This window comes from Streptomyces tremellae (assembly GCF_039540215.1).
Taxonomy (GTDB): Bacteria; Actinomycetota; Actinomycetes; order Streptomycetales; family Streptomycetaceae; genus Streptomyces; species Streptomyces tremellae.
In genome coordinates this window covers 38,804-58,855 of the sequence record NZ_BAABEP010000032.1, presented here as the reverse complement: position 1 = coordinate 58,855, position 20,052 = coordinate 38,804, and the positions used below count along the sequence as shown (strand labels likewise).

General features: G+C 75.6%; 13 protein-coding genes and 1 pseudogene. 4 read left to right on the top strand and 10 right to left on the bottom strand.

Annotated elements, in window-relative coordinates:
- Window positions 1-9 precede the first annotated feature (9 nt).
- Window positions 10-1,704 carry a TerD family protein gene (locus tag ABEA77_RS21215; protein WP_345649902.1) on the bottom strand — a complete coding sequence of 565 codons (1,695 nt, stop codon included), beginning with the start codon at window positions 1,702-1,704 and terminating at the stop codon, window positions 10-12.
- A 136-nt stretch (window positions 1,705-1,840) separates the two neighbouring features.
- Window positions 1,841-2,443 (bottom strand): M48 metallopeptidase family protein, encoded by a 603-nt coding sequence (locus ABEA77_RS21210; protein ID WP_345649899.1) that lies wholly within the window; start codon window positions 2,441-2,443, stop codon window positions 1,841-1,843.
- Window positions 2,444-2,768: 325 nt separating this feature from the next.
- On the opposite strand from ABEA77_RS21210, the gene ABEA77_RS21205 reads away from it, so the two are divergent.
- Both ABEA77_RS21205 and ABEA77_RS21200 read left to right on the top strand, forming a co-directional pair.
- Window positions 2,769-3,914 (top strand): ThiF family adenylyltransferase, encoded by a 1,146-nt coding sequence (locus ABEA77_RS21205; RefSeq protein ID WP_345649896.1) that lies wholly within the window; start codon window positions 2,769-2,771, stop codon window positions 3,912-3,914.
- Between the two features lie 43 nt (window positions 3,915-3,957).
- On the top strand, window positions 3,958-5,418 hold the full coding sequence (locus tag ABEA77_RS21200; RefSeq protein WP_345649893.1) for an ABC1 kinase family protein: 1,461 nt from the start codon (window positions 3,958-3,960) through the stop codon (window positions 5,416-5,418).
- A 281-nt stretch (window positions 5,419-5,699) separates the two neighbouring features.
- On the opposite strand, the gene ABEA77_RS21195 is transcribed toward ABEA77_RS21200, so the two are convergent.
- The 4 genes from ABEA77_RS21195 to ABEA77_RS21180 all read right to left on the bottom strand — a co-directional run bounded on the left by ABEA77_RS21195 (window position 5,700) and on the right by ABEA77_RS21180 (window position 9,326).
- Window positions 5,700-6,023 carry a hypothetical protein gene (locus ABEA77_RS21195; RefSeq protein WP_345649890.1) on the bottom strand — a complete coding sequence of 108 codons (324 nt, stop codon included), beginning with the start codon at window positions 6,021-6,023 and terminating at the stop codon, window positions 5,700-5,702.
- Window positions 6,020-6,388 (bottom strand): WhiB family transcriptional regulator, encoded by a 369-nt coding sequence (locus ABEA77_RS21190; RefSeq protein WP_345649887.1) that lies wholly within the window; start codon window positions 6,386-6,388, stop codon window positions 6,020-6,022. The genes ABEA77_RS21195 and ABEA77_RS21190 overlap by 4 nt, the downstream gene beginning before the upstream one ends.
- A 170-nt stretch (window positions 6,389-6,558) precedes the next feature.
- Entirely contained in the window at window positions 6,559-6,906 is a 348-nt protein-coding gene (locus ABEA77_RS21185) for a hypothetical protein (protein WP_345649884.1), read from the bottom strand.
- A gap of 218 nt (window positions 6,907-7,124) precedes the next feature.
- Window positions 7,125-9,326 carry an ATP-dependent DNA helicase UvrD2 gene (locus tag ABEA77_RS21180; protein ID WP_345649881.1) on the bottom strand — a complete coding sequence of 734 codons (2,202 nt, stop codon included), beginning with the start codon at window positions 9,324-9,326 and terminating at the stop codon, window positions 7,125-7,127.
- 235 nt (window positions 9,327-9,561) lie between these two features.
- On the opposite strand from ABEA77_RS21180, the gene ABEA77_RS21175 reads away from it, so the two are divergent.
- Both ABEA77_RS21175 and ABEA77_RS21170 read left to right on the top strand, forming a co-directional pair.
- Window positions 9,562-9,819, top strand: coding sequence for a mycoredoxin (locus tag ABEA77_RS21175; RefSeq protein WP_345649878.1), 258 nt, complete (start codon window positions 9,562-9,564; stop codon window positions 9,817-9,819).
- A 155-nt stretch (window positions 9,820-9,974) separates the two neighbouring features.
- Window positions 9,975-10,760: pseudogene (locus tag ABEA77_RS21170) on the top strand (transposase); the annotation flags it as partial.
- A 146-nt stretch (window positions 10,761-10,906) separates the two neighbouring features.
- On the opposite strand, the gene nudC reads toward ABEA77_RS21170, so the two are convergent.
- The 4 genes from nudC to ABEA77_RS21150 all read right to left on the bottom strand — a co-directional run bounded on the left by nudC (window position 10,907) and on the right by ABEA77_RS21150 (window position 20,016).
- Window positions 10,907-11,869, bottom strand: a complete 963-nt coding sequence (gene nudC / locus ABEA77_RS21165) for an NAD(+) diphosphatase (protein ID WP_345649873.1) — start codon at window positions 11,867-11,869, stop codon at window positions 10,907-10,909.
- Between the two features lie 169 nt (window positions 11,870-12,038).
- Window positions 12,039-15,725, bottom strand: coding sequence for an ATP-dependent helicase (locus ABEA77_RS21160; RefSeq protein ID WP_345649870.1), 3,687 nt, complete (start codon window positions 15,723-15,725; stop codon window positions 12,039-12,041).
- Between the two features lie 226 nt (window positions 15,726-15,951).
- A complete protein-coding gene (locus ABEA77_RS21155) occupies window positions 15,952-19,299 on the bottom strand; it encodes an ATP-dependent helicase (protein ID WP_345649867.1) in 3,348 nt (1,115 codons plus the stop codon).
- A gap of 276 nt (window positions 19,300-19,575) precedes the next feature.
- A complete protein-coding gene (locus tag ABEA77_RS21150) occupies window positions 19,576-20,016 on the bottom strand; it encodes an MGMT family protein (RefSeq protein ID WP_345649864.1) in 441 nt (146 codons plus the stop codon).
- Window positions 20,017-20,052: the final 36 nt, after the last annotated feature.

Here is a 20,052-nt window from a genome sequence, read left to right as displayed (position 1 = left end):
CGGGCTCCCTCAGACCTCGTACGGCTGGACGACGATGAAGTTCCCGGGGGCGCCGCGGAACTGGAGGTTCACGGTCTCCCCGCTGTGCCCGGGGTACGCGGTGCGGCGCAGCCTGACCTGGCTGGAGAGGATGACCTGCGCGGCGGCCGACCAGGCGACGACCGCGTTGCAGTCGGCGAACGTCGTGGGTGTGACCGGCAGGACCACCGGGCTGCCGTGGGTCTTGACGACGACGGTGCCCGTGCCCTGGAAGAGCATGGTGAACAGCGCGCCGCCCGGGATGCCGTGGCCCTCGATCCTGCGGACCTCGTACTGGAGGGACTCGTCGAAGGCGAGGACGTTCTCTGCGGAGACGCAGATGCCGTCGCCCTGGAGCTCCACCGGGTGGAGGTGCGCGTTGTCCTCGGCGAGGAAGACCTGGCCGCGGCCGGTGCAGCGCATCAGCTGCATCTCCTGGCCGGTGGCGTTGCCGATGACGCGGCCCGCGAAGCCCGCGCCCTTGTAGCCGAAGTCGACCTTGCCCTGGTACATGACCATGCTGCCCTGCCGGGCGAGCACGGGGGCGCCGTCGCCGAGGGTGAGGTCGACGCGCATCAGGTGGCCGTTCTGCGCGGTCCACCGCTGCCCGGTCGGCGTCTCCTTGTAGAGGCTGAGCCCCGCGGTCAGCCCGGCGCCGCCGGGCGGCACGCCCTGCGGGACGAAGCCCTGGACCGCGGCGGGCGGCCCGCCGAACCCGCCGCCCTGGGACGGCTGCTGGGCGAACGGGTTGCCCATCGGCTGCGGCGGCGCGCCGAACGGCGCCTGGCCGGGGACCGCCGGCTGCCCGAACCCCGCGGGAGCGGGTGCCGGGGGCGGCGGTGCGGGCGGCGGCACCTGGCCGTACGGCGGCGGGGTGGCGCCCGGCAGGGGCGCGATGACGGTGGGGGTGGCGTGCAGCGAGGGCGCGGGGGCGGGCGGCTGGGGCGCGTCGAACGAGGGTGCGGGGGCAGGCGGGGCGGCCGGGGCTTGTGGTGCGAATGGTGCCTGCGGGGCGGGTGCGCCCGGCGGCGCGCCGAACGACGGGGCGGGTGCGGGTGCCTGCGAGGCGCCCTGCGCCGGGACCGGTGCTTGCGGCGGCGCGAAGCCGGGGACCGCGCCGGGCGCGGGGGCGGGCGCGGGCGCCTCGGGGGCCTGCTCCTCCGCGACCTCGCCGCCGAAGTGCTTCAGCAGCGCTTCGAGGCCGCCGTCGAAGCCCTGTCCGACCGCTGCGAAGCGCCAGACGTCCTTGCGGTAGAAGTCGCCGAGCATGACCGCGCGTTCCGTGGAGAACTCGGCGCCGGTGAACGCGTAGCGCACGACCTCCTCGCCGCCCGCGACGATCCGGATGTAGCCGGGCCCGATCTGCGACATCTGGCCGGCGCCGTCGATCGTCGCCGTGAAGGAGAGCCGGTGGACGGCCGCGGGGACCCGGTCGAGCGTCACCCTGAACGACTCGGTGTCACCCGCCTGCGCGCCGAGCAGCTGCACCGACTCCTCGGGCGACGTGGGCTGGTTGAAGAAGACGAAGTAGCGGTCGTCCGAGAGGCGCTCGTCGGCGTCGAGGCCGAAGCAGCTGATGTCGAAGGTGAGGCCGGGCCCGGCGATCTGCACGCCGACGTACAGGTCCGTGCCCGCCGTGAGATCGCTGACCTTGGCCTTGTGGCCGCGCTGGAATTCCCTGGGCATGCGTAACGACCGTCCCCCATCCCGACAGCATGTGTGGTCGCGTCAGGCTAACCGCTGGGTCGCGCGGTGCGGCAGGCTGGTACGCGTTCGGTACAGGATCGGCAAAACCGGGCGCGGCGGCGCGGACTTCCCCGCCTCACTCCGCGTCGTCGGCGGCCGGCTCGGGCAGCCGCCCCGCGGCCACGGCCCCTTCGAGGTAGCCGCGGGCCCGCTCGGTGCGCGGGTAGGCGTCGAGCAGCTCCCAGAACCGCGGCCCGTGTCCGGGCACCAGCAGGTGCGCGAGTTCGTGCAGGAGTACGTAGTCGACGACGTACTCGGGCATGCCGCGCAGCCGGTGCGAGAGCCTGATGCTGCCGTCGGCGGGGGTGCACGAGCCCCAGCGGGTGTTCTGGTTGGTGACCCAGCGGACGGAGGCGGGGCGGGCCCGGCCGCCGAAGTAGCGCGCGGACAGCTCGGCCGCGCGTGCGCCCAGGTCCTCGTCGCCGAGCCGGCGCTTGCTCTCCTGCGCGGCCAGCTTGTCGAGCATCACCGTGACCCAGCGCTGCTCCTCGGCCTTGGTCATCCGGGCCGGGATGAGCACGATGGTCCGCTCGCCCTCGCGGTACGCGGACACGGTGCGCCTGCGCCGGGTGCTCCTGCGGACCTCGACGGCGTCGGCCGGGACGGGGGCCGCGGCGCCCGCGGACGCCGCGGTGCGGCGCGGGGCGCGGCTTCGTTCGGGGCGTGGGGCGGCGGGCACGGCCACGACGTTACCCGCTGGGGTGTCCCACCGGGCAGGGGCACCGTCCGGTGAGATGAATCATCGATACGACTTCCCCCCACGCCTGTGGACAACTTTCTGCGCTCTCGCGCCGCTCCGGGGCACTCTGGTTTCCGGGCCGGTGGTGCGCCGGGGAAGACCGGCCGCGGACCGGAGGAAACCGGCGCGCGGGGCAGCGGGAATACCGGGCGGAGACAGGACTACCGGGAGCACGGGAGTACGGGAGTACGGGAGTACGGGAGTACGGGAGTACGGGAGTACGGGAGTACGTGATCACGGGTCACGGGGATACGGGGGCAAGACGATGGGACCGATGGTGAAGCCCGCGCTGCGGCGGGCCTGGCGCGGGCGGCGGACGGTGCAGTTCGGGGTGGCACCGGCGCACGCGCTGCGGCTGACCCCGGTGGACGGGGTGGCGGCCGCCTTCCTCGAACGGCTGGACGGCTCGCGCAGCCTGCCGGTGCTGCGGGCCGAGGCCCGCGCGATGGGGCTGCGGGAGGAGCGGGCCGAGGAGCTGGTGCGGCGGCTCGTGGCCGCGGGGGTGGTGGCCGACCCGGCGGCGGACGGTGCGGCACTCGCCGATCTGAGCGGGGCGCCGGGCGCGCTGGAGCGGCTGCGGCCCGACCTGGCGTCACTCTCGCTGGTGCACGCGGCACCCGGCGCGGGTGCCGCGACGCTTGCCGCGCGCCGGGCCGTGCGGGTGCGGGTGCTCGGCGCGGGCCGGGTGGGCGACGCGGTGGCGGCGGCGCTCGCCGCGGCGGGCGTCGGCCGGGTCGAGGTGCGGGACGGCGGCTCGGTGCGGGGCGCGGACGTGGCGCCGGGCGGGCTGCCCGCTTCCGCGGTCTCGCAGCGCAGGGCCGACGCCGCGGCCCGGCTGGTCAGGGACGCGGCCCCGCTGCCCGCGCCCCGCGCCGCGCCGGGCACCGCGGCCGTGCCGCTCTCGCTGGTCGTGGTGGCGCCGAGGGACGGCCTCGCCGCGTACCGCCCGGAGCCCGCCGACACCGAGCCATGGCTCGCGGCCGGCGTACCGCACCTGTTCGCCGGGGTGATCGAGGCCACGGGGTTCGTGGGGCCACTGGTGCTGCCGGGCGGCACGGCGTGTGCGGGCTGCGCGCGGCGTTGCGAGGCGGACGCCGACCCCGACGCGCCCGCCATGCTCGCGCAGTGGCGCTCGGGCCGGGGCGCCCGGCCGGTGGCCGCCTGCGACGGGCCGCTGGCCGCTGTGGTGGCGGGGCTGGCCGCGGCGCACGCCCTCTCTTTCCTCGACGGGGAGCTGCCGACGAGCACGGGTGCCCGCTGGGAGGTGGCGCTGCCGCTGCTCGACTGGCGCGCGGAGCGGATCGCGCCCCATCCGGGCTGCGGCTGCGGCGCCGTGGGAAGGACAGGAGGAGGGACAGAGGGGGTGGGCATGGCCACGGCGGGGGCCGGGCGCGACACAATGGCGGGGTAGCCGCCGCACCACGGCACGGCTGTCCGGTACCAGGAGGGGCGTAATGTCTGATCTTCCCCGGAAGGCGGTCACCCGCACTGCCAAGTTGGCCGCGCTGCCGATCGGGTTCGCGGGCAGGGCGACCTGGGGCCTGGGCAGGCGGATCGGCGGCAAGTCCGCCGACATCGTCTCCAAGGAGCTCCAGCAGCGCACGGCCGACCAGCTGTTCAAGGTGCTCGGCGAGCTCAAGGGCGGCGCGATGAAGTTCGGGCAGCTGCTGTCCGTCTTCGAGTCCGCGCTGCCCGAGGAGGTCGCGGGGCCCTACAGGGCCGCGCTGACGAAGCTCCAGGACGCCGCGCCGCCGATGCCGACGCAGACGGTGCACGGGGTCCTGGCGGAACAGTTGGGCGAGGACTGGCGCGACCTGTTCGCCGAGTTCGAGGACAAGCCGGCCGCGGCGGCGTCGATCGGCCAGGTGCACCGGGCGGTCTGGCACGACGGGCGCGAGGTCGCGGTCAAGGTGCAGTACCCGGGGGCGGGCGAGGCGCTGCTCTCCGACCTGGCGCAGCTGAGCCGGTTCGTGCGGCTGCTCGGGCCGCTGATCCCGGGCATGGACATGAAGCCGCTGGTCGCGGAGATGCGGGACCGGGTCTCCGAGGAGCTGGACTACGCGCTGGAGGCGGAGGCGCAGCGCGAGCACGCCCACCAGTTCTCCGACGACCCCGACGTGGTCGTGCCCGACGTGGTGCACCAGGCGGACCGGGTCCTGGTGACGGAGTGGATCGACGGGACGCCGCTCGCCGAGGTCATCGCGTCGGGCACCCAGGAGCAGCGGGACCGCGCGGGTCAGCTCCTCGCGCGCTTCCTGTTCTCCGGGCCGATGCGGACGGGGCTGCTCCACGCCGACCCGCACCCGGGCAACTTCCGGCTGCTGCCGCCGGGCGAGGGCGGGGACGAGTTGCGGCTCGGGGTGCTGGACTTCGGGACGGTCGACCGGCTGCCGGGCGGGTTGCCCGAGATCATCGGCGAGGCCCTGCGGATGACCATCGACGGCGAGTCCGGCGCCGTGTACGAGATGCTCCGCGCCGAGGGCTTCGTGCGGGAGAGCATCGACCTCGAACCCGAGGCGGTGCTCGACTACCTGCTGCCGATCATCGAGCCGGCCGGGGTGGACGAGTTCACCTTCACCCGGGCGTGGATGCGCAACCAGGCGGCCCGGATCGCCGATCCGCGCTCCCCCGCGCACCAGTTGGGGAGGCAGCTCAACCTCCCGCCGTCGTATCTGCTCATCCACCGCGTCACGCTGTCCACGATCGGTGTGCTGTGCCAGCTCGGCGCGACGGTACGGCTGCGCGAGGAGCTGGAGGACTGGCTGCCCGGCTTCTACGTCGAGTGGGAGTACGAGGACGACGAGGAAGCCCCCGAAGACGGCCCGGCCCCCGAGGACGCCCCGGCCGTCGCCCCGTCGGCCGCCGACCGGACGGCGGCCCCGGCGCCCGAGGAGACGGCGACGCCGAGCCCCTGACGACGGCCGCCCCGACACCGCGTGCGGCCGGTCGGGCCCTGCCGGGGCGGGTGTCCTGTCGGGCTCGGGCGGCCCGGGTCCTTCCGGGCGCGGGCGGACCTTACGCCACCGGGCCCGCGCGGGTCCGGTGGCGGCGCTCGTTCCCGTGCCGGGCGCGGGGTGTGCGGATACGGCGACGGCGGGGGCGGGTCGTGGGACCCGCCCCCGCCGTCGGTGGCTGGGGTGCGGACGGGCGGGCCCGCGTACGGCGGCCCGCACGGGCTAGCGCGCGGCGGGCGCGGTCACTGCATGACCGCCATCGCGAGGGCGCGGCGGGCGCGGCGCGACACGCGCTCCGCGCGGCGCTGCATGCGCCGGGCCATCAGGACGTGCGCCGCCTGACGGCTGACCGCGGCCTCGCGCAGGCGTTCGTCCATATGCGCGCGGGCCAGGGCTTCTGGGATGAGTTGCATCTCACGGGTCCTGTTCTGGCGCGTCTCGTGCGCGCCCCGGGTGGTGAGGACAGCGGTGGCGGAGCCGTTGGGCTCGCTCGGGGAAGAGGTCATCGGAGCCTGCTTCTTGGGATCGTGCGTGAGGGGACGGTCGATCGTTCCGCGGATGTTCATGCCGCGACCGGGTTCTTGCGCGGGCGGCCACGCGGCCGCTTGCGGGGGACGACCACCCCCTGGATGAAGAGTTCGCCGCCCCAGACGCCCCAGGGCTCGCGGCGCTCCTTGGCGCCCGCGAGGCACGCCTCGACGAGCGGGCAGGTCCGGCAGAGCGACTTGGCGTACTCCACGTCGGCCGGGGACTCGGCGAAGAAGACCTCCGGGTCGTAGGCGCGGCAGGGGACGGGCGAGGCGAGGTTCTCGATCGCCTCGTCGAGGGCGGTGAGCTGAGTGGGCGGGGTCAAGGCGGAGTCCTCCGTGGAACCGGGCGGCGGGATCGTTTCGGATGGCGGTACGGACGGGGCGTGCGCTTCGAGTTGCACGGTCGGTTTTCCTCGTCTGTTCGGTCCGGCCGGTGGGCCGGACGGCGTCTGGTACCGGGGTTTCGTGCCCGAGGCCCCCTCGCTCCGCCCGTCCCGGTCGGGACAAACAGAAGGGCCGCGGAATCCCGGGTGGGGTTCCGCGGCCCTGAAGGCGCCGGCCTGATTGCCGATCAGGCTGGATAACTCCAGGGTTGTGGCCCACGGAAGGCCCACATCGTGTAGTCGTGCGTGTGCTGCTTGGTCTGCGCTCCGGCACCGGCCGCCGCGTCGGCGTAGGCCGTCGCCCGCGCCTCTACTCCTGCTTCCGGTGCCTTGGTCGGTCGCTCATTGCCGCCGCGCTCGACGACGGGCAGGGAGGACACGTCCAGACCGGACGGGGAGAGGGGACGCATCTCAAAGACGCCGGGCATGCCGGAGCCGTCGAGAACCGGGGCCGAGAGGCCGAGCGAGGGAACACAGGCGAAGGCGTGACCGGCCAGTTTGCCGGTGGTGCTGAAGCTGATGGTCGTCGTGGTCACTGCAATCGCCTCCTCTCGGCGTCTCGGGGAGTCCGGCCGCGAAGCCGGTCTCTACCTCTGCGGACAATGTCGTGGAGCTGGGACGCACCCGGACTGTCAGTTCCGAGCATGTCAAGTACAGCATGGGAAACAGCCTCGGAGAAGAGTGCCGTTTCCGTGGTTAAGAACCTATGGGGATTCGCCCGGCGGGCGCAAACCATTTTCCCGACGAGTTTGACTCAGCCGGTTCCTTCGCCGCCGGAGCGGTCCTCACCTGCGCAGATGGCCAGGACGTCGGCGCCGAAGCGGGTCAGCTTGCGGCGCACGACCCCGGCGATGGCCCCGAGCTCCCGCTCGTCGGACGGGACGTTCTCGGCGATGGCGACGAGGGTCTTGTCGGTGAAGACGCAGTAGGCGGGCTGGCCCAGCGCGCGGGCCTGCGCCTCGCGCCAGGCGTGGAGCCGCTCGTACACGCCCTCGTCCATGTCGGAAGGGCAGTCCTCGCAGCGCATCAGCTTCATCTCGCCGGCCTCGGTGAGCGTCCGGCCGCAGACGCGGCAGCGTGCGGGCCTGCGGTCGCGGCGGGGCCGGGCACGCTCCTCCCCGGCGGGGCGGGCCGTGGCCGCGCCCAGCTCCACCGAGGAGCCCGCGCCCGAACCCGCGCTCCAGGACGCGCGGCCGCCGCCGGGGCGCAGGCCGTTCAGGAAGCGGGTGGCCCTGCGGGACGGGCGGCCGCCGGGCGCGCGGGACAGCGCCCAGGACAGCGACAGGTGGATCCGGGCGCGCGTCACCCCCACGTACAGCAGGCGGCGCTCCTCCTCGATCTGTGCCTCCGTCTTGGCGTACGTGATGGGCAGGGTGCCCTCGGCGAGGCCGACGAGGAAGACCGCGTCCCATTCGAGGCCCTTGGCCGCGTGCAGGGACGCGAGGGTGACGCCCTGCACGGTCGGCGCGTGCTGTGCCGCCGCCCGCTCGTCCAGCTCGACCACGAGGTCGGCGAGCGTCGCGTCCGGGCGGGCGGCCGCGAAGTCCTCGGCGAGCCTGACCAGGGCGGTCAGCGACTCCCAGCGGTCGCGCACCGGCCCCGAGCCGGCCGGTGGCTGGTCCGTCCAGCCCTTCGTGGACAGCACGGCGCGCACCTGGGAGGGCAGGTCGACCATGCCGTCGAGCAGCGCGTCGTTGCCCCCGAAGCGGGCCGCGCCGCGCAGCGCGGCACCCGCCTCGCGCACCTCCTGGCGCTCGAAGAACCGCTCGGCGCCGCGCAGCTGGTAGGGGACGCCCGCGTCGGCGAGCGCCTGCTCGTACACCGCGGACTGGGCGTTGATCCGGAAGAGGACGGCGATCTCGCCCGCGGGGACGCCCGCCGCGATCAGGTCGCGGATGCGGCGTGCCGTGCCCTCGGCCTCCGCGGGCTCGTCCCCGTACTCGGTGTAGACGGGCTCGGGGCCCTTCTCGCGCTGCGAGACCAGTTCGAGCCGGTGGTCGGCCGCCCGGCCGCGAGCCTGCGCGAGCAGGCCGTTGGCGAGGTGGACGACCTGGGGGGTGGAGCGGTAGTCGCGGACGAGCTTGACGACGGTGGCGTTCGGGTGGCGGGCGCGGAAGTTGATCAGGTGGTCGGGGGTGGCGCCGGTGAAGGAGTAGATCGTCTGGCTCGCGTCGCCGACCACGCAGAGGGTGTCGCGGTCGCCGACCCACAGGTCGAGCAGGCGCTGCTGGAGCGGGCTGACGTCCTGGTACTCGTCGACCACGAAGTGCTGGTACTGGCCGCGGACCTGGTCGGCGATGTCGTGCCGGTCCTGGAGGATGGCGACGGTGAGCAGCAGCACGTCCTCGAAGTCGATGACCGAGCGGTCGCGCTTGAGCTGCTCGTACATCGCGTAGATCTGGGCCGTCTCCGCCGGGTCTCGGGCGGTCTCGCGGGCGGACTTCGCGATGACGGCGGCGTAGTCGCCGGGCACGGTCTGGGTGACCTTGGCCCATTCGATCTCGCCGGTGACCTCGCGCAGCTCGCCCCGGTCGAGGCGCACGCGGCAGCGCGCGGCGGCCTCGGCCACCAGCTGCGCCTTGCGGTCGAGGAGCCTGGGCAGCTCGCCGCCGACAGCCTTCGGCCAGAAGAACTGGAGCTGGCGCAGGGCCGCCGAGTGGAACGTGCGCGCCTGCACGCCCCCGGCGCCGAGCTGGCGCAGGCGGCCGCGCATCTCGCCGGCCGCGCGGTTGGTGAACGTGACGGCGAGGACGCTCGCGGGCTGGAGCATGCCGGCGCGCACCCCGTAGGCGATGCGGTGGGTGAGGGCGCGGGTCTTGCCCGTACCGGCGCCTGCGAGCACGCACACGGGTCCCTGAAACGCCGTCGCGACGGCGCGCTGCTCGGGGTCGAGCCCGTCGAGCACGGCGTCCGCGTCGGGCGGCGGGAGGGGTGAGGAGTGCGGTGCTGCTGTCACCCCGCCATGCTGCCAGGTCCCCCGGGGCGTGAGCGCACGACTGTCCACAGGCGGTGTGTGATGGTCCTACTGGGTCCTGTCGGGTCCTTCCGGGCCGTACCTGGTCCCGTGGGCTCCGCCGGGGCGGCGGCGGTCGGCAGGCGTGCGGGAATGGTGAACGGCCGCCGTACGTTCTCCCGATGCGCCGCGCCGGAGCCCCTGCCGGCCGGGAAGGACACGAAGGAGCGCGAGGGACATGTCGGGCAGTGTGACGATGTACAGCACCACGTGGTGCGGCTATTGCCGTCGGCTCAAGAGCCAGCTGGACCGCGAGGGGATCGCGTACAGCGAGATCAACATCGAGCAGGACCCGGCGTCCGCCGCGTTCGTGGAGAAGGCCAACGGGGGCAACCAGACGGTCCCGACCGTGCAGATCGTCCCCGCGGGCGGCGGGGCCGAGGTCGTCATGACGAACCCGAGCCTGGCCCAGGTCAAGCAGGCGCTCGGCGCCTGACCCGACGTCCCGCGCGGCGAAGGCCCCCGGATCCTCCTCGGAGACCCCGTTGGTCAATTCGGGGGCTTGCGTGACGTCGGCCTTCAAGACCCGGTTGTGGTCTTGAAGGCCGACGTTGTCATGTGGGCCGACGTTGTTGTGTGGGGTGGGTGCCGATGTCGGTGCAGCCGAGGGAGCCGGCGACGATTCCGGCGGACACGGTGCGGGTGGCGCGGGCCGCGTTCCCGAGAGGGAGCCCGGCGATCCGGGTCCGGGACGAGCTGGGGCCGTGGTTCCGCGACGAGGAGTTCGCGGACCTGTTCCCGGCGCGGGGGAAGCCTGCCTGGTCACCGGGCAGGCTGGCACTCGTGCTGGTGTTGCAGTCCGTGGAGGGGCTTACCGACCGGCAGGCTGCGGAGGCGGTGCGGGCGAGGATCGACTTCAAGTACGCGCTCGGGCTGGAACGGCATCACGCTGACCGGCCCGGCCCCCTGGCCATCAGCCCCCAGACCGCTGCGGGCGACGGACTCACCGGCGACGATTTCACCATCGACTGGGTAAACGAGCAGGTCAGATGCCCCGGAGGCAGGAAAACCACCCGGTGGAATCCCGACCGCTCGCCCGAGGGCACTCCCGTGATCCGGGTGCGCTTCAACAAGAGCGACTGCCCGCCCTGTCCGGTCCGCGGGCAGTGCGCCACCTCCAGCGTCGGCCGGCGGCTGACTTTGCGGCCCCGCGAGGAACACGAAGCCCTCCGCCAGGCCCGCGCCGACCAGGACACCGGTACCTGGAAGGAGCGCTGCACGATCCGCGCCGGAGTCGAGGGCGCCATCTCCCAGGGCGTCCGCCGTTGGGGCCTGCGCAGATCCCGCTTCCGCGGCCTCGCGAAGACCAGCCTCCAGCACCAGCTCACGGGTGCCGCGACCAACCTCGCCCGCATCGACACCCACCTGACCGACACACCCCGAGCCCGCACCCGCACCCGCACCTTCGCAACACTTCGCCCCGCCGAGCCCATGCTCGGCGGGGCGAAGTGATCAGGCCCCCGCATTGACCAACAGCGTCCCGCCCTCGGTGCTCCGGGGGCTTTCCGCGTGTGCGCGTGCGCTCAGTCCTCCGGGCGTGGGAGGGGCTTCGGCATCGGCTTGCCGTACCAGAGCTCGATCAGCCTGGCCGCGATCGAGATGCCCATCGGCGGCAGGATCTCCCCGCTCTCGATGGCCGTGCGCAGGTCCTCGCGGGAGAACCAGCGGGCCTCCTCGATCTCCTCGCCGTCCACGGTGATCCGGGAGTCCGTGGCGCGCGCCATGAAGCCGAGCATCAGGCTGGACGGGAAGGGCCACGGCTGGCTGGCCACGTACTCGACCTCGCCGACGGTGATGCCCGCCTCCTCCCACACCTCGCGGGCCACGGCCTTCTCGATGGACTCGCCGGGTTCCACGAACCCCGCGAGGGTGGAGAAGCGGCCCTTCGGCCAGTGCACCTGGCGGCCGAGCAGCGCGCGGTCCTCCTCGTCGGTGACCAGCATGATCACGGCCGGGTCCGTACGCGGGTAGTGCTCGGCGCCGCAGGCGGGGCAGCGGCGGATGTGGCCGGCCGCGGCGATCACGGTGCGCTCGCCGCAGCGCGAGCAGAAGCGGTGCAGCCGCTGCCAGTTCTCCAGGGCGACGGCGTGCACCATCAGGCCCGCGTCGCGCGGCGAGAGCAGCATGCCGGCCTCCCGCAGCCCGGCGGCGCGTGCGGGCTGGTCGAGGCGGCCGGGCAGCGAGTCCTTCTGGAGGGCGAAGTAGCGCACGCCGTCCTTGTCGGTGCCGAGGAAGTAGCGGTGGGTCTCGGTGAGCGGCGCCTCGAATGCCGGGGTCATCACCAGCTCGGTGCGGCCGTCCGGGGTGTCGTCGACGAGCGCCTGCCCGCCGGAGACGACGAAGACGCGGGTGGTGGGGTGGCTCCAGGCGGCGGCGAGCCACGCCTCGTCGAGCCGGTGGTGCGCGGCGCGGTCGATGCCGCTGTCGGCGGTGAGTCCGATGGGCCGGTGTGCGGTGTCGTCACCGCTGGTGCTGCTGGTGGGCACGGGTACTTCCAACTCCCCCTGGGGGTGCGGGCGGCTTCTGGTTCGTGGCGGGCGGCGCGGGTGCGCAGAACTCGGTCAGCGGCCGTGCTCCGGGCCCGGCGCCGCGGCGCGGGGGGCCGCGTGGCGGGGGTGGACGGCGCTGTCCGGGTTCTCGCTCATACTGTCGAGCCTAACGGGCCCGGCCGCGGTGTCCCCCGGGCGGTTCGCCCCGCGCCCACCGGCCGCCGCCGGTGGGGCCGGACCCGGCGTCCTCGCCGGTCAGGATGCGTTCGAGGGCGGCGCGGTCCGGCAGGTCCGCGGGCCGTACGGTCTCCCCCGTGCGCACCCGCACGAACGCGGCGCCGACCGCGTCGAGCGGCAGCCCGTGCTCCTCGGCCCAGGCCAGGCGGTACACGGCGAGCTGGAGCGGGTCGGCCGCGTCACGGTCCCTGCCGGTCTTCCAGTCGACGATCTCGTACGTGTACGGGTAGGGCGCGCCGTCCGGCGCGGGCTCCCGGTACACGGCGTCGATCCGGCCGCGCACCAGGCGGCCCGCGAGGGTCAGCTGGAAGGGTGCCTCCACGCGGTAGGGCGTGCGCCGGGCGTACGGGGAGCGCTCGAACGCCTCCTTCAGATCGGCGAGGTCCCGCTCGTCGGCGATGCCGGGATCGTCGTCGTCGCTGCCCGGCAGCTCGTCGGGTCCCAGCAGGGGCAGCGGCAGCGCCCCGAAACGCGATTCGACCCAGGCGTGGAAGCGGGTGCCCCTGCGGGCCGCGGGCCGCGGCGGGCGCGGCATCGGGCGGGCCAGCTCCCGCGCGTACGCCTCCGGGTCGGCGGCGAGGCGCAGCAGCTCGGACGCGGAGAGCGAGGCGGGCACGGCCACCTCGCGCACCGCGGCGCGCGCCCGGGTCAGCTCCCCGGCGAGCGCGTCGAGGTCCCGGTCCCACGAGGCGAGGACCCGCGCCTCCTCAGGGCTGAGACCGGCCCCGACCCGCGGCGCGGGCACCGGCGCGTGCGCGTCGGCGTTCCCGCCTGGGGCCGCGTCGGCGCCTGGGGCCGCGTCGGCGCCGGGTGCCGCGTCGACCACACCGGAGCCGTCACGTGCGGGCCGGTCCGCGCCGATCGCGTCGGAGGGCCGATCCGCGCCGATCGCGTCGGCGGGGCGGTCAGCAGACCGCGCGGCGGACGGCTCGCCGGGGTCGAACAGCTCGTCGGGCTCGAACCGCTCCTCCGGCTCGGGCGGCTCCTCCGGTGCGAACGGCTCCTCCGGCTCGCGCGGCTCGTCGGGCTCGGGCGGCTCCTCGTCGTCCAGGTCGTCCGGCGGCTCCTGCGGCCAGAGGTCGTACGGGGCGGGCTCCGCCGTGGGGGCGGGCGGCGGCGCGGCGGCCAGGGCGTCCAGGTGGGCGCGGACCGTGTGCGCGGCCTCGCGGCGGCGGCGCAGGGAGTCCTCGTCGAGGGGGAGGGGCCAGGGGGTGGGTGTCGCCGCGTCCGCGCTGAGGGACGGGTTCCCCGCGTCCTCCGGTGGCTCGTCCGCCCACGCCTCGATCTCGCCGTACCCGGCCGCGCAGTGGTCGTACAGCGCGGTGAGGAACGAGGACGGGCCCCTGCGGCGCTTCTGGTCGGGGCCCCACCAGTGGCCGGAGCCGAGGAGGAGGGTGCGGGGCCTCGTGAAGGTGACATAGCCGAGGCGCAGCTCCTCCGTCTCCTGGTGCTCGCGCAGTTCCTCCTTGAAGTCCCTCATGCCGCGCGCGGTCCACTCCGCGACGCCGGGGAGCGTGGCCGCGTCGCCGCGCAGGGGTCCCGGGACGACCCTGCCCTGGGAGGTCCACGCCTCGCGCGCCTTCGCGCTCGGGAACTGGCCCTTCACCAGGCCGGGCACCGCGACGACGTCCCATTCGAGGCCCTTCGCCTTGTGCGCGGTGAGCACCTTGACCGTGTTCTCGCCGCCGGGCAGCGCGTTGTCCAGGCCCTTCTCGTACTGCGCGGCCGTGCGCAGGAAGCCGAGGAAGGCGAGCAGGCCGGCCTCGCCGTCGAGCGCGGCGAACGACGCGGCGAGGTCGAGGAAGTTGCCGAGCGTCTCGCGGCGGCGGGCCGCGAGGGCGTGCGGGGAGGCGGAGAGCTCGACTTCGAGGCCCGTGGTGGCGAGCACCCGGTGCAGGACGTCCATCAGCGGGTCGGCGAGCGAGCGGCGCAGGTCGCGCAGCTCCCGCGCGAGACGCGCGAAGCGCACCCGCGCGGCGGGCGAGAACGGCAGGCCGTCGTCGCCGCCCGCGCCGTCGAGGAAGGTGTCGAGCGCGTCGGCGAGCGAGATGACCTCCGCCGGGTCGGTGCCCTCGACCGCGGCGGCGAGCCGCGTGTCGGCGTCGGCGCCTTCGGGGCTCGCCGTACGGACGAGGAGCCGTGCGCGCCGCCCGAGCAGCGCCAGGTCCCGCGGCCCGATCCGCCAGCGCGGGCCGGTGAGGAGGCGGACGAGGGAGGCGTTGGCGCCCGGGTCCTGGAGCACCTCGCACACCGCGATCAGGTCGGCGATCTCCGGCAGGTGGATCAGACCGGAGAGGCCGACGACCTCGACCGGCACGTCCCGCGCGACCAGCGCGCCCTGGATCGCGGCGAAGTCGCCCGCGGTGCGGCACAAGACGGCGATCTCGCCGGGCGCCTTGCCGGTGCGCACCAGGTGGGCGACCGAGTCGGCGAGCCAGGCCAGCTCGTCGGCGTGCGTGTCGAGCAGCGCGCACCGCACGCTCCCGTCGCGCTCGGCGCCCGGCGCGGGGCGCAGCGCCTCGACGCCCTCGTGCAGGGCGCGCAGCGGCGCGGCGAGCCGGTTGGCGAGGTCGAGGAGGCGGCCGCCGCTGCGGCGGTTCTCACTGAGGGAGAAGCGTGCGGCGGGCGTCCCGTCCGCGTACGGGAAGTGCGCGGGGAAGTCGTCCAGGTTGGCGACGGACGCGCCGCGCCAGCCGTAGATGGCCTGGCAGGGGTCGCCGACAGCGGTCACGGCGTGCCCGGTGCCGCCGCCGAAGAGGCCCGCGAGCAGGCGGCGCTGGGCGACCGAGGTGTCCTGGTACTCGTCGAGCAGGACGACCCTGAACTCCTCGCGCAGCATGCGCCCGACCTCGGGGCGGGTGAGGGCCAGCTCGGCGGAGCGCGCGATCTGGTCGCCGAAGTCGAGCAGTTCGCGGGCGCGCTTCGCCTCGCGGTAGCGGCCGACGAGGTCGGTCAGCTCGCGCCGCGCGGCGGCGGCCTCCGGGACCTTGCGCAGGTCGGCGTTGGTGAGGCGGACCGCGGCGAGGCCGGCGAGCAGCCGGGCGTCGTACGCGGCGAGGTCGGCGGGCGCCACCAGGTGCTCGGACAGCTCGGCGTCGAGCGCGAGCAGGTCGCTGACGAGGGCGGGCAGCGTCTTGGTGAGCGCCGGGTAGGGGCCGGGCGCCTCGCGCAGGACCCGCGCGGCGAGCTGGAAGCGGGTCGCGTCGGCGAGCAGCCGCGCGGTGGGTTCGAGCCCGATGCGCAGGCCGTGGTCGGCCAGGAGCTGCCCGGCGAAGGCGTGGTACGTGGAGATGCGGGGCTCGCCCGCGGGCGCGTCCGGGTCGATCACGTCCGGGTCGAGCACGCCCGCGCGCCCCAGCGCGGCCCGCACCCGCTCGGCGAGCTCGCCCGCGGCCTTGTTGGTGAAGGTGAGGCCGAGCACCTGCTCGGGCGCGACCTGCCCGGTGCCGACGAGCCACACCACGCGCGCGGCCATGACGGTCGTCTTGCCCGAGCCCGCGCCTGCGACGATCACCTGCGGGGCGGGCGGCGCGGTCGCGCACGCCAGCTGCTCCGGGGTGAAGGGGATGCCGAGCAGCTCCCTCAGCTGCGCGGGCTCCGTGATGCGCTCGGCCACCCGGGAAGGCTAACCGGCGCCGCCGACACCGCCCCACGGCCCGGGGCCCTGCCGCCACCGAGGGCCCGGCTGCCCGCCGCCCCGCCGGCCCCGCCGGCACCGCCGGCACCGTCCCACCGCCTCAGCGCCCGAGGCCTCGGCACACCGTGGCCTGGCACCCCCCGCCCCGGGAACCCGGTGTCCCCGGCGTCCCCCGCGCCCCCGGCGCCCCCCGGCACCCCCGGCGTCACTCCACCACGTGGCGCCCCTCCGGCTGGGCGCTGCACGCGGCGCGGAACGCGCAGTGGGCGCAGTGGCCACCAGGGGTGGGGGTGAAGCGTTCGTCGAGGACCCGGCCGGCAGCCTCGGCGAGCAGCCTCGGCGCCCAGTCGCCGCTGAGCGGCTCCTGCGCCTGGACCCTCGGCAGGGCGTCGCCGCCCTCGCGCGCGGGGGCGCCCTGCCGCAGCTGGACCAGTTCTGCGCCGCCCGGCTCGGGGCGGCGGCCCTCGAAGGCGCCGTCGACCGCGCCCTCGCCGACCGCGAGCTGGTAGACCGCGAGCTGCGCGTGGTGCGCGACCTCGTCCTTCGTGGGGGCCTGCTTGCCGGTCTTGAAGTCGACGACGTACGCCCGGCCCCCGTCGTCGGCCTCGACGCGGTCCATGGAGCCCCTGATCCGCACCTCGTACTCCCCCGCCGCGATGCTCACGTCGAAGGCGTGCTCCGTGGCGACGGTGCGCCGTCCGCCGCGGTCGGTGGCGTGCCAGCGCAGGAAGCGTTCGAGGGCGGCGCGCGCCTGGTCCTTCTCCTGCCGGGACTTCCACGGCGCGTCGAAGGCGAGGCCGTCCCAGACGGTGTCGAGCCGCTCCATCAGGACGGCGAGGTCGGCGGGCGTGCGCCCGGAGGCGACCTCGTCGGCGAGTACGTGCAGCACGTTGCCGAACCCCTGGGCGGCGGTCGCGGGCGCGTCGGCCTTCACCTCGCGGCCGAGGAACCACTGGAGCGCGCAGGTGTTGGCGAGCTGGTCGAGCGCGCTGCCGGAGAGCGCGACCGGCCGGTCGCGCTCGCGCAGCGGCAGGGCGCTGTGCGTCGGCTCGTAAAGACCCCACCAGCTGTCGGGGTGCGCGGCGGGCACCAGCGCGGTGCCCTCCTCGTCCCTGAGCGCGGCGAGGCGGGCGAGGCGGCGGGCCGCCGCGTCCCGCAGCGCGGGGCTCGCCGCCGGGTCGACGGTGGTGGCCCGCAGCTCGGCGACGAGCGGCGCGACGGCGAGCGGGCGGCGAGGGCGGGCGGTCGTGTCGCGGGGCTCGACGCCGAGTTCCGCGAGGAACCTGGACGGCTGGTCGCCGTCGTCCGCCGCGGACTTCACCGCGGTGACGACGAGCCGGTCGCGGGCGCGGGTCGCGGCGGTGTAGAACAGCCTGCGCTCCTCGGTGAGCAGCGCGCCCGGGGTGAGGGGTTCGGCGAGGCCGTCGCGGCCGATGCGGTCGGCTTCGAGCAGCGAGCCGCGGCGCCGCAGGTCGGGCCAGAGCCCCTCCTGGACGCCCGCGACGACGACGAGCCGCCACTCAAGGCCCTTGGCGCGGTGTGCCGTCATCAGGCGCACGGCGTCGGGGCGCGCCGCCCTGCGGCCGAGGGTGTCGGCGGCGATGTCCTGCGCGTCGAGTTCCTCAAGGAAGTTGAGAGCACCGCGCCCGCCGATGCGCTCCTCGGCGCGTGCCGCGGCCTCGAACAGCGCGCACACCGCGTCCAGGTCGCGGTCCGCGTTGCGGCCGGCGGGCCCGCCGCGCAGCGCGGTCCGCTCAAGCCTGGCGGGCCAGGGCGTACCGTCCCACAGGATCCACAGGGCCTCCTCCGCGGTGCCGCCGCCGCGCAGCAGCTCGCGGGCCTCGCGGAGCAGTACGCCGAGGCGCCGCGCGCCGCGCGCGTACGTGTCGTGGACGACGAGCCGCTCGGGCTCGGCGAGCGCCCGCGCCAGGAGTTCGTCGGAGGGCGGGGGCAGCGGGTTGCCCGCGAGGCGCTCGTCGTCGCGCAGGGCGCGGCCGAGGCGCCGCAGGTCGGCGGCGTCCATCCCGCCGAGCGGCGAGGTCAGCAGCGCGAGGGCGGTCTCGGTGGCGGGAGCGGTCTCGGTGGCGGGGGCTGTCTCGGTGGCGGGAGCGGTCTCGGTGGCGGGGGCGCCGGGCTCCCCCGCGGTCTCCGCCGGCCGCAGCGCCCCCGTCGCCGCGGCGCGCAGCGCGGCGAGCAGCGGCGCCACCGCGGGCTCGTGGCGCAGCGGCACGTCGTCGCCGTCCACGTCGAGCGGGACGCCCGCGGAGGTCAGGGCGCGCCGCATCGAGGGGATCGTGCGGCCGCCCGCGCGGACCAGGACCGCCATCTCACCCCAGGGCACCCCGTCCTCCAGGTGGGCCCTGCGCAGGATGTCCGCGACGGTGTCCAGCTCGGCGGAGGGCGTGGGGAAGGTGTACGCCTCGACCCGGCCGCCCTCGCGCACCGGCTCGGGCTCGCGGTGGGCGCGCACCGCGCGCTGGGGCAGGCGGGGCAGCGGCATCCTGCGGGCGACCTCGCGGGTCGCCGCGAGCAGCCGGGTGCCGGAGCGGCGGGTGCGGGTGAGCACCGCGACCGGCGCGGGGGTGCCGTCGCGGCGCGGGAAGGCGGCGGGGAAGTCGAGGATGCCGTTGATGTCGGCGCCGCGGAACGCGTAGATCGACTGGTCCGGGTCGCCGAACGCGACCAGGGTGCGGCCGCCGCCGGCGAGCGCCCGCAGCAGCCGGACCTGGGCGGGGTCGGTGTCCTGGTACTCGTCCACGAAGACCGCGTCGTACGCGTCGGCGAGCCGCGCCCCGGTCCTCGGCCGCCGGGCGAGCAGCGCCGCGCGGTGCACGAGTTCCGCGTAGTCCAGGACGCCCTGGAGGTCGAGCACGTCCAGGTACTCGGCGAGGAACGCGGCCGCGGCCCCCCAGTCGGGGCGCCCGGTGCGGGCGGCGAACGCGGCGAGCTCGTCGGGGCCGAGTCCCAGCTCCCTGCTGCGCGCGAGCACGGCGCGCACCTCGTCGGCGAAGCCGCGGGTGGTCAGACAGGCCCGCAGGTCGCCCGGCCAGCCGGCGCGGGGTCGGCCCTCGCGCGCCAGGTCGATCTGGCCGGCGAGCAGGTCGCGCACGGCGACGTCCTGCTCGGGCCCCGAGAGCAGCCGCAGGGGCTCGGCGAACAGGTCGGCGTCCTGGTGGGCGCGTACCAGCGCGTAGCAGAACGAGTGGAACGTCGTGGCCTGCGGGGCGCGCGCCCCGCCGAGCCGCCCCGCCATCCGGTCGCGGAGCTGGACCGCGGCCTTGCGGCTGAAGGTGAGCACCAGGATCCGCGCGGGGTCCGTGCCCCGGGCGACCCGCTCGGCGACCGACTCGACCAGCGTCGTGGTCTTTCCTGTGCCGGGGCCCGCGAGCACCAGCAGCGGTCCCGCGCCGTGCTCAACCACGGCGCGCTGGTCCGCGTCCAGTACGGGAGGGGCCGGCGCGGCGGGCGCGGTGCGCACCAGCCGGAACGTGCCGGTGCCGCGCTGCCGCGCCCCGGTGTGCGGGGGGCGGCCGGTGACGGTGGGGAGACTCACGTGGATTTCGCCGGTCCTGGAAGCTGCGACGTTCGAGGGGCAGGGTCCCGCTCCGCGGACGGAGGGGACGACGGTACGCACGCGCGAGGGCGCGTGCATCGGGAGGTGCTTGGCCAGGTGCGGAGGCCACCGGGGGCGCACGGACGGACGGCCGCCCCGCCGCGCGGGACGCCCGCGGGCGACGTTACGCCCGCGGGCCGGTGCGGCGCGGGCAGTCGTACGGAACAGACGAGGCGGCCCAGGTGCCCCCACCACGCACCACGATGGCGGAAACTGTCATATGTGAGACCGATCGCCCGCGCCCCGCGCGGCCTGCCCGCCGCCGTCCCCCGCGCCGCCGTCCCACCGGGCGCGCTTCATGTCGAGGCGCGGCAGGTGGCCCTCGGCGGAGCGCGGGGCCTCGCGCAGGGGCGTGCCCTCCGCGCGGTAGGCGTCGAGCGCGCGCAGCTCGTGGCCCGGCAGCAGCACCCCGTCGGAGCGCACCACCCGCCACCAGGGGACGGCGGCCCCGTAGAGCGCCATCACCCGGCCGACCTGCCGCGGGCCGCCCTCGTCGAGCCACTCGGCGACGTCGCCGTACGTCATGACGCGGCCCGGCGGGACCAGCTCGGCCACGTCGAGCACCCGCTCCGCGTACAAAGGCAGCTCGCCGGGGCCGGACGGCTGCACCGCCCGGCCCTCGCCCCGTCCGCTGTCCCGCTCCTCCTGGCGCCTCATCCGTCCCATCCTGCCTCACCCCGCCGACAGCGGCCC